The 14,557-nt window shown below is 57.1% G+C and carries 13 protein-coding genes and 2 pseudogenes; 4 read left to right on the top strand and 11 right to left on the bottom strand.

Translation table 11 applies throughout. The annotated features are described in order from the left end of the window. Positions 1–158: 158 nt before the first annotated feature. The 11 genes from asd to GZ093_RS01140 form a co-directional block, all read right to left on the bottom strand. Positions 159–1,322, bottom strand: a complete 1,164-nt coding sequence (asd, locus tag GZ093_RS01190; protein WP_296480924.1) for an aspartate-semialdehyde dehydrogenase — start codon at positions 1,320–1,322, stop codon at positions 159–161. Between the two features lie 85 nt (positions 1,323–1,407). Continuing rightward, a complete protein-coding gene (gene leuB / locus GZ093_RS01185; RefSeq protein ID WP_296480922.1) occupies positions 1,408–2,475 on the bottom strand; it encodes a 3-isopropylmalate dehydrogenase in 1,068 nt (355 codons plus the stop codon). A 33-nt stretch (positions 2,476–2,508) separates the two neighbouring features. After that, positions 2,509–3,159, bottom strand: coding sequence for a 3-isopropylmalate dehydratase small subunit (gene leuD / locus GZ093_RS01180; protein WP_296480919.1), 651 nt, complete (start codon positions 3,157–3,159; stop codon positions 2,509–2,511). Positions 3,160–3,183: 24 nt separating this feature from the next. After that, positions 3,184–4,656, bottom strand: a complete 1,473-nt coding sequence (leuC, locus tag GZ093_RS01175; protein ID WP_296480916.1) for a 3-isopropylmalate dehydratase large subunit — start codon at positions 4,654–4,656, stop codon at positions 3,184–3,186. Between the two features lie 112 nt (positions 4,657–4,768). Continuing rightward, positions 4,769–6,079, bottom strand: coding sequence for a citrate synthase (gene gltA, locus GZ093_RS01170; protein WP_296480912.1), 1,311 nt, complete (start codon positions 6,077–6,079; stop codon positions 4,769–4,771). 3 nt (positions 6,080–6,082) lie between these two features. Continuing rightward, positions 6,083–6,406 (bottom strand): succinate dehydrogenase assembly factor 2, encoded by a 324-nt coding sequence (locus GZ093_RS01165; protein ID WP_296480909.1) that lies wholly within the window; start codon positions 6,404–6,406, stop codon positions 6,083–6,085. Between the two features lie 6 nt (positions 6,407–6,412). Further along, on the bottom strand, positions 6,413–7,117 hold the full coding sequence (locus GZ093_RS01160) for a succinate dehydrogenase iron-sulfur subunit (RefSeq protein ID WP_296480905.1): 705 nt from the start codon (positions 7,115–7,117) through the stop codon (positions 6,413–6,415). A 27-nt stretch (positions 7,118–7,144) separates the two neighbouring features. Then, positions 7,145–8,947: a succinate dehydrogenase flavoprotein subunit gene (sdhA, locus tag GZ093_RS01155; protein ID WP_296480902.1), complete on the bottom strand. Its 1,803-nt coding sequence runs from the start codon at positions 8,945–8,947 to the stop codon at positions 7,145–7,147. A gap of 94 nt (positions 8,948–9,041) precedes the next feature. Further along, a complete protein-coding gene (gene sdhD / locus GZ093_RS01150; protein WP_296480899.1) occupies positions 9,042–9,407 on the bottom strand; it encodes a succinate dehydrogenase, hydrophobic membrane anchor protein in 366 nt (121 codons plus the stop codon). 52 nt (positions 9,408–9,459) lie between these two features. Continuing rightward, positions 9,460–9,903, bottom strand: a complete 444-nt coding sequence (sdhC, locus tag GZ093_RS01145) for a succinate dehydrogenase, cytochrome b556 subunit (RefSeq protein ID WP_296480894.1) — start codon at positions 9,901–9,903, stop codon at positions 9,460–9,462. 204 nt (positions 9,904–10,107) lie between these two features. Continuing rightward, positions 10,108–10,857 (bottom strand): GntR family transcriptional regulator, encoded by a 750-nt coding sequence (locus GZ093_RS01140; protein ID WP_296480891.1) that lies wholly within the window; start codon positions 10,855–10,857, stop codon positions 10,108–10,110. Between the two features lie 201 nt (positions 10,858–11,058). Here GZ093_RS01140 and GZ093_RS01135 point away from each other — a divergent pair, with 201 nt between their 5' ends. The 4 genes and pseudogenes from GZ093_RS01135 to GZ093_RS01120 all read left to right on the top strand — a co-directional run. Next, positions 11,059–12,045, top strand: coding sequence for a malate dehydrogenase (locus tag GZ093_RS01135; protein ID WP_296480888.1), 987 nt, complete (start codon positions 11,059–11,061; stop codon positions 12,043–12,045). Positions 12,046–12,149: 104 nt separating this feature from the next. Then, positions 12,150–13,214 carry an aldolase/citrate lyase family protein gene (locus GZ093_RS01130; RefSeq protein ID WP_296480884.1) on the top strand — a complete coding sequence of 355 codons (1,065 nt, stop codon included), beginning with the start codon at positions 12,150–12,152 and terminating at the stop codon, positions 13,212–13,214. 63 nt (positions 13,215–13,277) lie between these two features. Further along, positions 13,278–13,748, top strand: a pseudogene (locus tag GZ093_RS01125) (hypothetical protein); the annotation flags it as partial. Between the two features lie 301 nt (positions 13,749–14,049). Then, positions 14,050–14,557 (top strand): annotated as a pseudogene (locus tag GZ093_RS01120) (aconitate hydratase B); the annotation flags it as partial.

The raw sequence follows: 14,557 nt of genomic DNA, 5'->3' as shown, positions 1-14,557 counted from the left end.
ACCATAGCATCAATGTTCGGCCCTGACAAGCCAAGCCAGCTCTTAACTTTGAATCATTGGCAGGCAAGGTAAACACCTGTGGATTCTATGTTGTCGAGCGACAACGGCCTGCGGCTTTCGCCGCCAGGGCAAACCCGTGAGCAGCATTCAATCACTGCTTAGGCGGCCAGCAGGATGCGCAGCATGCGGCGCAGGGGTTCTGCGGCGCCCCACAGCAACTGGTCACCAATGGTGAATGCGCCGACGTACTGCGGCCCCATGGCGAGCTTGCGGATGCGCCCCACCGGAATGCCCAGCGTGCCGGTGACGGCGACCGGTGTCAGGTGTTGCACCGTGGCCTCGCGCGTGTTGGGCACGACCTTGACCCATTCGTTATCGGCCGCAATCATGGCTTCAATGTCGGCGCTGGGCACATCCTTCTTCAGTTTGAAAGTGAGGGCCTGGCTGTGGCAGCGCATGGTGCCCACGCGCACGCAGAAGCCGTCCACCGGTGTCTCAGCGGTGCCAAAGGCGGCACCCTGACCCAGAATCTTGTTGGTCTCGGCGCCACCCTTCCATTCCTCGCGCGACATGCCCCAACCGGCTTCATCCGATTGCTTGCCAAGGCCCAAGTCCTTGTCGATCCAGGGAATCAGGCTGCCACCCAGCGGAACACCAAAATTGGCCGTTTCAGCCGGCGTCAAGGCTTGCTGTTTGCCCAGAACCTTGCGGTCAATTTCGAGGATGGCTGACTTGGGGTCGTCCAGCAGGTTCTTCACTTCGGCATTGAGCGTGCCGAATTGCGTCAACAACTCGCGCATGTGCTGCGCGCCGCCACCGGATGCGGCCTGGTAGGTCATGCTGGTCATCCACTCGACCAAGCCTGCCTTGTACAGCGCACCGACACCCATCAACATGCAGCTGACGGTGCAATTGCCACCAATCCAGTTGTTGCCGCCTTTGGCCAGGGCATTCTTGATGACATTCAGGTTGACCGGGTCCAGGATGATGACGGCGTCGTCCGTCATGCGTAGCGTGGATGCCGCATCAATCCAATGGCCGCCCCACCCGGCAGCACGTAGTTTGGGGAATACCTCGGTGGTGTAGTCGCCCCCCTGGGCGCTGATGATGATGTCGCATTTTTTCAGCGCTTCAATGTCAAAGGCATCCTTCAGGATGGTTTCGTTTTTGGCCAGAGCCGGGGCTTGGCCACCGGCATTGGAGGTTGAAAAGAAGACTGGTTCAATCAGATCGAAATCGCCTTCAGTCTGCATGCGGTCGATTAACACCGAACCCACCATGCCACGCCAACCAACCAGACCCACCAGATTGCCAATTTTCATCATCTTGCCCATTTAGAGTTGAATTAAAAACATCAGAACAGTTCACCCAGACTGCATCACCTTAAGAGGCGGGCTGCACGGATCATTACAAAGCCTTGACCACCGCCGCGCCCATCTCGTGGGTGCTGACGCGGGTGGTGCCTTCGCTAAAAATGTCAGTGGTACGCAGCCCGAGTGCCAGCACCTTCTTGACCGCGGCTTCAATGCGCTGGGCGGCGGTTTCTTGGTTCAGGCTGAAGCGCAGCATCATGGCCGCGCTCAGGATGGTGGCCAACGGGTTGGCGATGCCCTTGCCGGCGATGTCGGGTGCGCTGCCGTGGCTGGGCTCATACAGGCCCTGGTTGCTCGAATTCAGGGACGCCGAGGGCAGCATGCCAATCGAGCCGGTCAGCATCGCGGCTTCATCGCTCAGAATGTCGCCAAACAGGTTGCCAGTGACCACAACATCAAATTTTTTGGGCGCACGCACCAGTTGCATGGCGGCGTTGTCCACGTACATATGGTCAAGTTCGACGTCAGGGTATTGCTGGCCCACTTCGGTAACCACGTCGCGCCAAAACTGAAAAGTCTCCAGCACGTTGGCTTTGTCGATACTGGTGACACGCTTGCCGCGTTTGCGTGCCGCTTGAAAGGCGACGTGGGCAATGCGCTCAATCTCGGGGCGGCTGTAGCGCATGGTGTCAAAGGCTTCTTCAGCGCCAGGGAAGTGCCCGTCGGTCGCGACACGGCGACCGCGCGGCTGGCCAAAGTAAATGTCGCCGGTCAACTCGCGAATGATCAGGATGTCCAGACCCGCGATCAACTCGGGCTTGAGGCTGGAAGCGCCGACCAGCTCCGGGTAACAAATGGCGGGGCGGAAATTGGCAAACAGGCCGAGGTTTTTGCGCAAGCCCAGAATCGCCTGCTCGGGGCGCAGCGGACGATCGAGCTTGTCGTATTTCCAGTCACCGACGGCGCCGAACAATATGGCATCGGCCTGTTTGGCGAGTTTGAGAGTGGCCTCCGGCAAGGGGTGGCCGTGGGTCTCATAGGCGGCACCGCCGACCAGTGCGGTTTCCATCTCGAACTGGAGGTCAAGGGCATTCAAGACCTTCACTGCCTCGGCCACAATCTCGGTACCAATGCCATCACCGGGCAAAACTGCAATTTTCATAATGAATTTATCTGCTATTGAATTTATAGTTGCTTATGCAAGCAGGGTGTGGGCTAGCCACGGTTTTTGTGCCAATCTTTGGGCTTCAAAAGCCTTGATCTTGTCGGCATGGCGCAGCGTCAGTCCAATATCGTCAAAGCCATTCAGAAGACAGTATTTGCGAAAGGCCTGTACTTCAAATGGCAACTCTTCGCCGTCGGGCTTGACGATCACCTGGCGTTCCAGGTCAATCATCAAAGAGTAACCAGGGAAGGCCAGCGTCTCGTCAAACAACTTGCTGACCTGGTGCTCACTGAGGACGATGGGCAGCAAGCCGTTCTTGAAGCTGTTGTTGAAAAAAATGTCGGCGTAGCTCGGCGCAATGATGGCCCGAAAACCGAACTGATCGAGCGCCCAGGGCGCGTGCTCGCGTGACGAGCCGCAGCCAAAGTTCTTGCGTGCCAGCAGAATCGATGCGCCTTGATAGCGCGGCTGATTCAGCACAAAGTCAGGGTTCGGCTTGCGGCTTTGGGGGTCTTGACCAGGAAAGCCCGCATCCAGGTAACGCCATTCATCGAACAGATTCTGACCGAAGCCAGTCTTGCGAATGGACTTGAGGAATTGCTTGGGAATGATGGCGTCGGTATCGACGTTTTCGCGGTCCATCGGGGCCACCAGCCCTTTGTGCAGGTCGAATTTTTGCATAATGATTTCCTTGGGCCAGGCGGCTCAGACCAATGTCCTGATGTCGACAAAATGGCCGTAAATGGCGGCCGCTGCAGCCATGGCCGGGCTGACCAAGTGGGTGCGCCCACCGGCACCTTGGCGACCTTCAAAATTGCGGTTGCTGGTGGAGGCGCAGCGCTCGGTTGGCTCCAGTCGGTCGGCGTTCATGGCCAGGCACATGGAGCAACCCGGCTCGCGCCACTCAAAGCCGGCGGCCTTGAAGATCTCATGCAGGCCTTCGTGCTCAGCCTGCGCCTTGACCAGCCCGGAGCCCGGCACCACCATCGCCAGTTTGACGTTAGGAGCCACTCTTTGCCCCAGCTTTTTCACCAGCGTGGCCGCTTCACGGATATCTTCAATCCGGCTGTTGGTGCAGGAACCAATAAACACCTTGTCCACATACAGATCATTGAGCGCCTTGCCGGGCTCCAGCCCCATATAGACCAAGGCCCGTTCGATGGCGCTGCGCTTGTTGGCATCCTTTTCTTTGTCAGGGTCTGGCACGCGGTCCTCAATGCCAAGCACCATTTCGGGTGAAGTTCCCCAGGTCACCTGCGGGATGATCTGCGCCGCGTCCAACACAACAACAGTATCGAAACGTGCGTTGGCATCAGATTGCAGGGTCCTCCAGTACGCCACGGCCTGATCCCATTCAACGGCAGCCGCAGTGCCATTGGCCGCACTGTGCCCAGGTGCCAATGGGCGGCCCTTGACATATTCGATGGTCTTCTCGTCTACGGCCACCAGTCCGGCGCGGGCACCGGCTTCAATGGCCATATTGCATACAGTCATGCGGCCTTCCATGCTCAAGGCACAAATGGCTGCGCCGCCAAACTCAATGGTGTAACCCGTGCCGCCAGCGGTACCGATTTTGCCGATGATGGCGAGCACAATATCTTTGCCGCTGCAACCGCGGGGCAGGGTGCCATCAACCCGAACCAGCATGTTTTTTGCTTTTTTGGCGAGCAGGGTTTGCGTTGCCATCACGTGCTCGACCTCGCTGGTGCCAATGCCGTGGGCCAGGGCACCAAAGGCGCCGTGAGTGGAGGTGTGCGAGTCGCCACAAACGACCGTCATGCCAGGCAAGGTGGCACCATTTTCTGGCCCGATAACGTGAACGATCCCTTGGCGCTTTGACATGAACGGGAAATAAGCGGCGGCGCCATACTCTTGGATGTTCTTGTCCAGCGTCACGACTTGCTCTTTGCTGGTGGGATCCGTGATGCCGTCGTAGCCCAGTTCCCAGCCGGTGGTTGGCGTGTTGTGGTCCGCGGTGGCGACGATGGAACTGACACGCCACACCTTGCGGCCGGCCTGGCGCAAGCCTTCAAATGCCTGCGGACTGGTGACCTCGTGCACGAGGTGGCGGTCGATGTACAAGATGGCGGTGCCGTCTTCTTCCGTGTGGACGACGTGTTCGTCCCAGAGTTTGTCGTACAACGTGCGTCCGGGCGTTTCGATGTGGGTGCGGTCCATGGGTTCTTTCCTTGGCAAGGCATAATTTTAAGCGGCGCGGTAGAACCGGTGCGCTCGACATAAAAAAGCCCGCCGGTGTTGCCATCCGGCGGGCGCTTCAGATGACTGGGGTTCAGCGTTGGGAAATCGGCAGAACGTCCCGCTTGACGGAGCCCGTGAACAGTTGACGCGGACGACCAATTTTGTACTCAGGGTCGCTGATCATTTCGTTGAGTTGGGCAATCCAGCCGACCGTGCGGGCCAGCGCGAAAACGCCGGTGAACATGTTGACTGGTATGCCGATGGCGCGTTGCACGATACCCGAGTAGAAATCCACGTTGGGGTAGAGCTTGCGGGAAACGAAGTATTCGTCTTCCAGTGCAATTTTTTCCAGGGCCATCGCGAGTTTGAACAGAGGATCGTTTTCCAGGCCGAGTTCAGCCAAAACTTCCTTGCAGGTTTCCTGCATCAGTTTTGCGCGTGGATCGTAGTTTTTGTAGACCCGGTGCCCAAATCCCATCAGTTTGACGCCGGAATTCTTGTCTTTGACTTGCTCCATGAAGTGGCCGACTTTCTCAATGCCGCCCATTTGCTGGATGTCGCCCAACATGTTGAGGCATGCCTCGTTGGCGCCACCATGAGCCGGACCCCACAGGCATGCCACGCCAGCTGCAATGGCCGCAAAGGGGTTGGTGCCGGAACTGCCGCATAGACGCACCGTCGACGTTGACGCGTTTTGCTCGTGGTCGGCGTGCAGCGTAAAGATGCGATCCATGGCACGCTCAATCACTGGATTGACCTTGTACTCTTCACACGGATTGGCAAACATCATGCGCATGAAGTTGCCCGCATAGCTCAGATCGTTCTGCGGATACACGAAGGGTTGGCCAACGTTGTACTTGTAAGCCATGGCCACCATCGTGGGCATTTTGGCAATCAGCCGAATGGCTGCAACTTCACGGTGTTCAGGGTTGTTGATGTCGGTGCTGTCATGGTAGAAGGCCGACAGAGCGCCGACCAGGCCGGTCATGATGGCCATCGGATGGGCGTCACGGCGAAAGCCGCGCAGGAAAAACTGCATCTGCTCGTGCACCATGGTGTGGTTGGTCACGCGCTTCGTGAAGTCATCCTTGGCTACAGCATCCGGCAAATTTCCGTACAGCAGCAAATGACAGGTTTCCATGAAATCGCAGTTGGTGGCCAACTGTTCGATCGGGTAGCCACGGTACAGAAGTTCACCTTTGTCGCCATCGATGTAAGTGATGGCCGACTGGCATGAAGCTGTGGACAAAAACCCCGGATCGTAGGTGAACATGCCGGTCTGTCCGTACAGCTTGCGGATATCAATCACATCCGGTCCGACGGTGCCTTGGTACATCGGCAAGTCGATGCTGGGTTTGCCGTCACTGAACGACAGGGTGGCTTTATTGTCAGCTAGTTTCATTTTTCACCTTTCAAGGGGTTTTTTCAACATACACAAAACTTCACGCACATCATCACGATCCAGGTCCGCACTGACTTGCGCATTAGCGATAACTTGCGCCAGCGATTTGCGCTCCAAATGCAGATCCAGAAGATCGTTGTCGCTGAGTTCCATCAAGGCGTTTAAAGCCTGTCCTTGTCCGACTGTGAGGTTTGATTCAAAACGCCGGAAAAATCGTTCGATGAAAATGTCGTTTTCAAGCAGACCACGGCGACAACGCCATTTCAGTTTGCTTAGAGCCCGTTCATCGATCAGTTCTTTATCTGGTGTCATCGCGCTAGTTTCCATGCCAGGTCAAAGCGCGCGACGAACCATCATTTCCTTGATCTTGCCAATTGCCCTGGTCGGATTAAGGCTCTTCGGGCAAACATCGACGCAGTTCATGATGCTGGTGCAGCGGAACAGGCGATAGGGGTCTTCGAGGTTATCGAGCCGCTCGCTGGTCGCCTCATCGCGACTGTCCGAGAGGAATCGGTAGGCTTGCAGTAAACCTGCCGGGCCGACAAACTTATCAGGGTTCCACCAGAAGACCGGGCAACTGGTGGTACAGCTTGCGCACAAAATGCACTCATACAAGCCATTGAGTTCATCGCGCTCCTCGGGACTTTGCAGACGCTCTTTTTCTGGCGGCCTGGTCTCATTAATCAAATAGGGCTTGATCGAGTGGTACTGCTTGAAGAACAGCGTCATATCGACGATCAGGTCGCGCACCACCGGCAGGCCTGGCAACGGCTTGAGAACAATGGTGTCTGGCAACGTCAGCATATTGACCAGACAGGCCAAACCGTTCTTGCCATTGATGTTCATTGCGTCTGAACCGCATACGCCCTCCCGGCAGGAACGCCGGTACGAAAGTGTGGGATCAATTTCCTTGAGCTTTGACAGAACGTCCAGCAACATGCGCTCGCTGCCATCAAGTTCGACCTTGATGGTTTGCATGTAAGGCTTGGCATCGGTGTCAGGGTTGTAACGGTAGATTTGGAAGGTGCGTTGAGCCATTTTTGTTTCTCCTTGACTGCTTACGGGTCAGAATGTGCGGACTTTGGGCGCGATGGACTCTGCCGTCAACGGCTTCATGACGACCGGCTTGTAGCTGAGGCTGTTGGTCTCTTTATCCCACAATGTGTGCTTGAGCCAGTTGACATCGTCGCGTCCGAGCGGGCACGTGGCGTCATCAGCGGGACGGTCGTAGTCGAGCACGCTGTGGGCGCCGCGGCATTCGTGCCGCGCCGCGGCCGACACCATGGTGGACTGCGCCACTTCGATCATGTTGTCCACTTCGAGCGCTTCAATCCGGTCGGTGTTGAATATCTTGGACTTGTCGGCCAGCTTGATACCGCCAACGCGTTCACGCAGCTTTTCAATTTTCTGCACACCCTCGTCCATGCTGGCTTGGGTGCGGAAGACGCCGGCGTGCAACTGCATGCAGGCGCGAATGTCGTCTGCTACTTTTTGCGAGTACTCGCCTGAAGTGCTGGCATCCAGTCGGTTCAAGCGTTCCAGCGACGCGTCAGCAGCATTGGCAGGCAGTGGCTTATGGTTCTTGCTCTTTTGGCTGGTTTCAATAATGTGATTGCCGGCGGCGAAGCCGAACACAATGATGTCAAGCAATGAATTGCAACCCAGTCGGTTGGCGCCATGGACGCTGACGCAGGCGCACTCGCCTACCGCGTAAAGACCATTGACGACTTCTTGCACGCCGTTTTTAGGAGCGACAACCTGACCGGTGATGCTGCTGGGCACACCACCCATCTGGTAGTGGTTGGTCGGGATCACTGGAATCGGCTCTTTGGTGATGTCGACATTGGCAAAATTGTGACCAATCTCGAACACTGAGGGCAGGCGTAGCTTGATGGTCTCAACGCCCAGGTGGGTCATGTCGAGGTTGATGTAATCCTTTTTCGGACCACAGCCGCGGCCTTCTTTGATTTCCTGGTCCATGCAGCGCGAGACAAAGTCACGGGTTGCCAGATCTTTATAGGCCGGTGCATAACGTTCCATGAAACGCTCACCGTTGCTGTTGCGCAAAATAGCGCCTTCACCGCGACAGCCTTCGGTCAACAACACGCCTGCGCCATAAACGCCCGTCGGGTGGAACTGCCAGAATTCCATGTCCTGCAAAGGTATGCCAGCGCGTGCTGCCATACCCAAGCCATCGCCGGTATTGATATAGGCGTTGGTGGAGGCGGCAAAGATGCGTCCGGCTCCGCCAGTGGCCAACAAAACTGTCTTGGCTTCAAGGATATGAAGGTCTCCGGTTTCCATCTCCAGAGCGGTAACACCCACTACGTCGCCTTCGGCGTCGCGAATCAAATCGAGTGCCATCCACTCGACGAAGAAGTTGGTGCGAGCTTTGACATTTTGTTGGTACAGCGTGTGCAGCATGGCGTGACCCGTGCGGTCGGCGGCAGCGCAGGCGCGTTGCACGGCTTTCTCGCCGTGGTTGCTGGTGTGGCCTCCAAACGGGCGCTGGTAAATGGTGCCGTCGGGGTTGCGGTCAAATGGCATCCCGTAGTGCTCGAGGTCATATACAACTTTGGGCGCTTCACGGCACATGAATTCAATGGCATCTTGGTCGCCGAGCCAGTCGCCACCTTTAATAGTGTCGTAAAAGTGAAAGTCCCAGTTGTCCTCATTCATGTTGGACAGCGAAGCGGCAATGCCGCCCTGCGCCGCCACGGTGTGCGAGCGCGTGGGGAATACTTTGGACAGCACCGCCACGTTTAGGCCGGCGTTGGCCAACTGCAGTGAGGCACTCATGCCGGAGCCGCCCGCGCCGACGATAACGACGTCAAATTTGCGCTTTGTAATTTTGGAAGTAGCAGTCATGATTTATATTGAGTCTCGGTTTTTGGATGCAACAAGCCGCAGCTTGCACGCCATTTTTACGAACACATGGGAGTACGATTTTTCTGGACGCTTCTTACAGGCGCCACAAGACTTGAATGCCCCAACCCGCGCAGCTCACCAGCCAGACGATGGCAAATACGTCCAGGACGAAGCGAACGCCGTAGGGATGGACGTAGTCCTGGAAAATATTGCGCATGCCAACCCACACGTGGTAAAGCAAAGCGAGGATGACAGTAAAGGTCAAGGCCTTCATCCATTGCGGTGAAAAAATGCCGGCCCATTGGGCATAGCCGATCGGGCCCTTGGTAAATACAAGCTCGGCCAGAACCAGCACCGTAAACAGCGCCATCAGGACGGCGGTCACGCGTTGGGAAAGCCAGTCGCGCATACCATAGTGCGCGCCCACAACGAGACGATGGGGACCAAAATTAACAGACATGATTAGTTTCCTGGTTGTTGAGGGGCAGCGCTGACGGGCCGAACCACAAAATTTAATAGAGGCCGAAAAGTTTGGCGCCAAGAATGACCGTCAGACCCAGGGTGGCAGCCATGACGAAGGCGGCAGACGACTTGCCGAATTCCTTGGTGGTGGCTTCGTGATGGGTATCCATCCACAGGTGGCGAATACCGGCAATGAAGTGGTGCAGATAAGCCCAGATCAGCCCCAGCGCGACCAGCTTCCAAATGAAACCGGGTAAACCCAGCATGCCTACATTGAAGGCGGAAGTGAATTTGTCAAAGGAGATTTCAGACGAAATCGAGTTGTCAAACATCCAGATGACGAAAGGCATCAAGAAGAACATGATGGCACCACTGACGCGGTGCATGCCCGACACAATGGATGCGAGTGGCCAGCGGTAACTGATGAGATCGCTGCCGCCAATGTTGTAGAACTCGGGACGCTTTTTTGCTTTGCTTGTCGCTGATTCAGACATACTTTGCTTTCTATGTTTTGGGTAACTGCTTTGTAACCAGTCTCGGCAGCTTCAAACATTCTATTGCAACGCGAACGGTATGTTGGCCTCAGCTGACTGCAGTTTGATCTGTGACAAAAAATGCTTTATTCGTTCATATGGAAGTATGAATGTTGTTCGTGAACAAGCCTATGCGTGTTCCGCTGATGACGGCCCATGCAGAACTTATCCCAGGGTGTTGAGGTAGTGATGCGTATCGGTACGGTAGTAGCCGCGGCGCAGTTCCATCGGTTCATCGTGGTAGGTGTAGGCAATCCGCTCCACACTCAACAATGGTGTACCGCGCGCTACTTTTAATAATTTTTCACGGCCTTCCAATGCGGGCTCGGCGCGAATTTTTTCTTCAGCACGCACCATGCGAACATTGAATTCGGTCTCAAACAATGCGTACATCGGACCCTGGTAGTTGGCCAGTCGCTCAGCGGTCAGGCCTTTGAACGGGATGGCGGGCAGCCAGATGTCTTCCAGAATAGTTGGCGTGCCGGCAAAGCTCAACACGCGGCGCACCTGCAGCACCGGATCGCCGGTACGCAGTGCGAGGGTCCGAGCGATATCGGCGCTGGCGCGGGCGCGGCGACACGCGATGATGTCTCGTTGGGCCGGGCCTTCGCTGCCCGGCGGGCCGCTGTCGGGAACGAGTTTCAAGAACCGAAATCGCACTTGTTGCTCTGCATGGGTGGCTACAAAAGTACCCCTGCCTTGACGCCGAAGCAGCAGATTCTCTGCGGCTAGTTCATCGATGGCTTTGCGCACCGTGCCCTGGCTGACTCGAAAGCGTAGCGCCAGCTCCATTTCACTGGGAATCACTTCGCCGGGTTTCCATTCGCCCGAGCGCAGGCTGTTCAGGATGAGGCTCTTGATCTGTTGGTACAGCGGGCTGAATGCCGGCGCGAGGGGCGCCGCAACAGCCGCCATGTTGCCAGCGACAGTTGGACTGCTGCCAACCAATGGGGACGGTGTGAGTTGCATATTGCAACACATCTTATCTTATATAAGACATAAGACAAAATTGACGACCTCGGGTTTTCCAGAGTAAACTTGGTGTCATTCTGAGGTGCTCAGGCAACCCGTTTGAGCAGCCACCAGGTCCCGTTTCACAACACTGGAGTTCTCACTATGAGCAAAAAACCCGTCCGCATTGCCGTTACCGGCGCAGCTGGTCAAATTGGTTACGCGATTCTGTTCCGCATCGCCTCAGGCGAAATGTTGGGCAAGGACCAACCCGTGATACTGCAATTGCTGGAGGTTCCGGTGGAGAAGCCGCAGCAGGCATTGCAGGGCGTCATGATGGAACTGCAAGACTGCGCGTTCCCGTTGCTGGTGGGTATGGATGCGCACAGTGACCCCATGACGGCGTTCAAAGACGCTGATTACGCCTTGCTGATTGGTTCGCGTCCGCGCGGCCCCGGCATGGAACGTGCCGAGTTGCTGGCCGTCAATGGCGCCATTTTTACCGCGCAAGGCAAGGCTCTGAACGCCGTCGCCAGCCGCAATGTCAAGGTGCTGGTGGTTGGCAACCCTGCCAATACCAATGCTTATATTGCCATGAAGAGCGCGCCTGATCTGCCTGCCAAGAATTTCACCGCCATGCTGCGTCTGGATCACAACCGTGCCTTGAGTCAACTTGCCGCCAAGACCGGCAAAGCGGTAGCCGATATTGAAAAAATGGCGGTCTGGGGCAATCACTCACCGACCATGTACGCTGACTACCGTTTTGCCACCATCAATGGCGAAAGTGTCAAGGACATGATCAATGACCAGGACTGGAACGCCAACACCTTCTTGCCCACCGTTGGCAAGCGCGGCGCGGCGATCATCGCGGCCCGCGGCGTGTCCTCGGCAGCATCGGCAGCGAATGCCGCCATTGACCACATGCGCGACTGGGCGCTGGGCACCAACGGCAAATGGGTCACCATGGGCATCCCGTCGGACGGTCAATATGGCATTCCGAAAGAGATCATGTTTGGCTTCCCGGTGACCTGTGAAGGCGGCGAATACAAGGTCGTTAAAGACCTGCCAATCGACGCGTTCAGCCAGGAATGCATCAACAAGACGCTCAAGGAGTTGCAGGACGAACAAGCGGGCGTGGCTCACCTGCTGTAAGAAAGTCTGCCGTCCCGGCGTTTGACCGTGATCCATGGCGGTGAGGCCCAGTCGGGCTTTCGCAGCAACGGTTGCGAATCACGCCCGGCACGGCGAGCGCCTCAATGCAACATCCCCGCGACATCCTTCACGGTGCCCAAGCCGCCACGCCCTTGCCGGTGTGCGACCATTACTGCGGGGTCGAGGCGCTGATGATCAAGAGCCTGGCTTTGCAGACCGAAATGTCTGCAGAGTTTGGCTCTTGTGTTTTTGATGTCACGCTCGATTGTGAGGACGGCGCGGCAATTGGCGATGAAAAAAATCATGCCAATCTTGTTGCAGCCCTCGTCAATCAAGCGTTGTCAGCTACTAAAAATATAGCGAGCGACAAGATCCGTCGGATTGCCGCGCGGGTCCATCCGGTGGATCACCCGGCGTTTGTGCAGGACGTGGACATCATTGTCGGTGGCGCGGCGGCGGGCTTGTGCCACTTGATGATTCCCAAGGTGGAGACACGCTTTGATGTGGATCGGGCCGTGCGACGGGTGGATCAAGCGGCGGCGCAATCCGGGCGAACCGTCCCGCTCCCTTTGCATGTATTGCTTGAGTCGCCTGCCGCCGTGCACCAGGCTTTCGACATTGCCGCGCACCCGCGGGTGCAGTCACTCAGCTTTGGCTTGATGGACTTTGTGTCCAGCCACGGGGGCGCGATTCCTGCCAGCGCCATGGGTGTCGATGCTGCCCTTGATGGGCACGGACTGGATCAGTTTACGCATCCCTTGGTGCGACGAGCCAAGCTGGAAATCAGCGCGGCCTGCCACGCACATGGCAAGGTGCCGTCGCACTGTGTGGTGACCGAGTTCCGAGACGTCGCATTGTTGCAGTCGGCTGCCAGGCAAGCGGCGCGTGCCTTCGGCTATACGCGGATGTGGAGTATTCATCCCGCGCAAATCCGGCCGATCCTGCAGGCTTTTGCACCTGAGGCGCAGGAGATTGAACTGGCTGCGAATATCATGCAGGCCGGCGGACAGGCGCACTGGGCACCGATCTCTTTTGGCGGTAAATTGCACGACCGTGCCAGTTACCGCTATTTTTGGCAAGTGCTGCAGCGGGCTCACCAAACCGGCTGTCATCTCCCGGCATCCGCTGCTGCTTATTTTTCGGATTCTGTTCCGACGCCATGCCATTAACCAAGTAAGGTCACTTCAGTGAAAAAGAAAATTATCGCATCGGTCTTGTTGATTGCGCTGCCTTTGGCACTGCTGGCCCAAGCGCCAAAGAAGGTGGCCCACAAGGCCAAGCGCTTGGCCCCGAGCCAGGTGCAAATCAAATCCAAAGCAGTTCAAATGGCCTCTGGCATCCGGGCCGCAGAGGCTGCCTTGAGCCCTGCCGAACTGGCCATCGCCGCCCTGATTTATCAAGGAAGCATGCCCTGCGAACTGGGCGCTTCTGTCACCGTGACGGCAGACGCCAAAGCGCCGGGCTACTTCGACCTGCAGATCAAGAACCTCAAATACCGCATGTTGCCGGTGGTCACGAGTACCGGGGCCATCCGGCTGGAAGACCAGCAGGCTGGCGCCGTGTGGTTGCAGTTGTCCAACAAGTCCATGCTGATGAATCAAAAGCTCGGGCAACGGCTGGCCGATGTCTGCATGAATCCTGAGCAGGTGATCGTAGCCGAGCGCCTGATCAAGAGCCCGGCCCCTGGCCTGCTTGATGCGCCGATCGTTGTTGCCCAGAAGCCAAATCTGCCTGTCGTCGTGCCAGGTGCCGTCCCCAGCCTGCCTGAGGCGCCAATCGTTGCGACGCAAGATCCAAAGCTGCCCGCCGTCACGCCAGCTGCGGTCCCCAGCCTGCTTGAGGTGCCGATCGCTGTTGCCACGGACTCAATGCCGCCTGTCGCCGTGCCAGATCCGGTCCCACAGCCTGCTCGCTGCGTCGCGCCCAACTACTGTTAAATAGATAGCGGGTAACGCAAGTCCGATAAGGGCTAGAGCCATTTTTTTCATAAATAAGGAGTAAATCATGTTGCAAAACTACCGTGCCCACGTGGCTGAACGCGCCGCCCTCGGCATTCCCCCCTTGCCCTTGTCGGCCCAGCAGACCGGCGAACTCATCGAACTGCTGAAAAATCCGCCCAAGAGTGAAGAAGCCATGTTGCTGGACCTGATCACGCACCGCGTGCCCGCCGGCGTCGATGACGCGGCCAAAGTCAAGGCCAGCTACCTGGCCGCCGTGGCGCATGGCACCGAAAAATGTTCCCTGATCTCACGTGAAAAAGCCACGCAACTGCTGGGCACCATGCTGGGCGGCTACAACATCAGCCCGCTCATCGATTTGCTTGACGACGCCGAAGAAAGCGTCGCCACCCAAGCCGCCAGCGGCCTGAAAAACACCTTGCTGATGTTCGACCAGTTCCACGACGTCAAGGAAAAAGCAGACAAGGGCAACAAATACGCCAAGGCCGTGCTGCAGAGCTGGGCCGATGCCGAGTGGTTCACCAGCCGCCCCGAAGTGCCGGAGTCGATCAAGC

The sequence above is a fragment of the Rhodoferax sp. genome, from assembly GCF_010365055.1.
Classification (GTDB): Bacteria; Pseudomonadota; Gammaproteobacteria; order Burkholderiales; family Burkholderiaceae_C; genus Rhodoferax.
Note: the sequence above shows the minus strand (reverse complement) of the source record. Positions and strands in the feature narration are given on the sequence as shown.

Coding starts and splice junctions, on each gene's coding strand:
- asd (WP_296480924.1), bottom strand. CDS start 1,322: ATGAAAATTGGCAATCTGGTGGGTCTGGTTGGTTGGCGTGGCATGGTG.
- GZ093_RS01130 (WP_296480884.1), top strand. CDS start 12,150: ATGCAACATCCCCGCGACATCCTTCACGGTGCCCAAGCCGCCACGCCC.
- leuD (WP_296480919.1), bottom strand. CDS start 3,159: ATGCAAAAATTCGACCTGCACAAAGGGCTGGTGGCCCCGATGGACCGC.
- sdhA (WP_296480902.1), bottom strand. CDS start 8,947: ATGACTGCTACTTCCAAAATTACAAAGCGCAAATTTGACGTCGTTATC.
- GZ093_RS01140 (WP_296480891.1), bottom strand. CDS start 10,857: ATGGCGGCTGTTGCGGCGCCCCTCGCGCCGGCATTCAGCCCGCTGTAC.
- sdhD (WP_296480899.1), bottom strand. CDS start 9,407: ATGTCTGTTAATTTTGGTCCCCATCGTCTCGTTGTGGGCGCGCACTAT.
- leuB (WP_296480922.1), bottom strand. CDS start 2,475: ATGAAAATTGCAGTTTTGCCCGGTGATGGCATTGGTACCGAGATTGTG.
- GZ093_RS01160 (WP_296480905.1), bottom strand. CDS start 7,117: ATGGCTCAACGCACCTTCCAAATCTACCGTTACAACCCTGACACCGAT.
- GZ093_RS01135 (WP_296480888.1), top strand. CDS start 11,059: ATGAGCAAAAAACCCGTCCGCATTGCCGTTACCGGCGCAGCTGGTCAA.
- sdhC (WP_296480894.1), bottom strand. CDS start 9,903: ATGTCTGAATCAGCGACAAGCAAAGCAAAAAAGCGTCCCGAGTTCTAC.
- gltA (WP_296480912.1), bottom strand. CDS start 6,079: ATGAAACTAGCTGACAATAAAGCCACCCTGTCGTTCAGTGACGGCAAA.
- leuC (WP_296480916.1), bottom strand. CDS start 4,656: ATGGACCGCACCCACATCGAAACGCCCGGACGCACGTTGTACGACAAA.
- GZ093_RS01165 (WP_296480909.1), bottom strand. CDS start 6,406: ATGGAAACTAGCGCGATGACACCAGATAAAGAACTGATCGATGAACGG.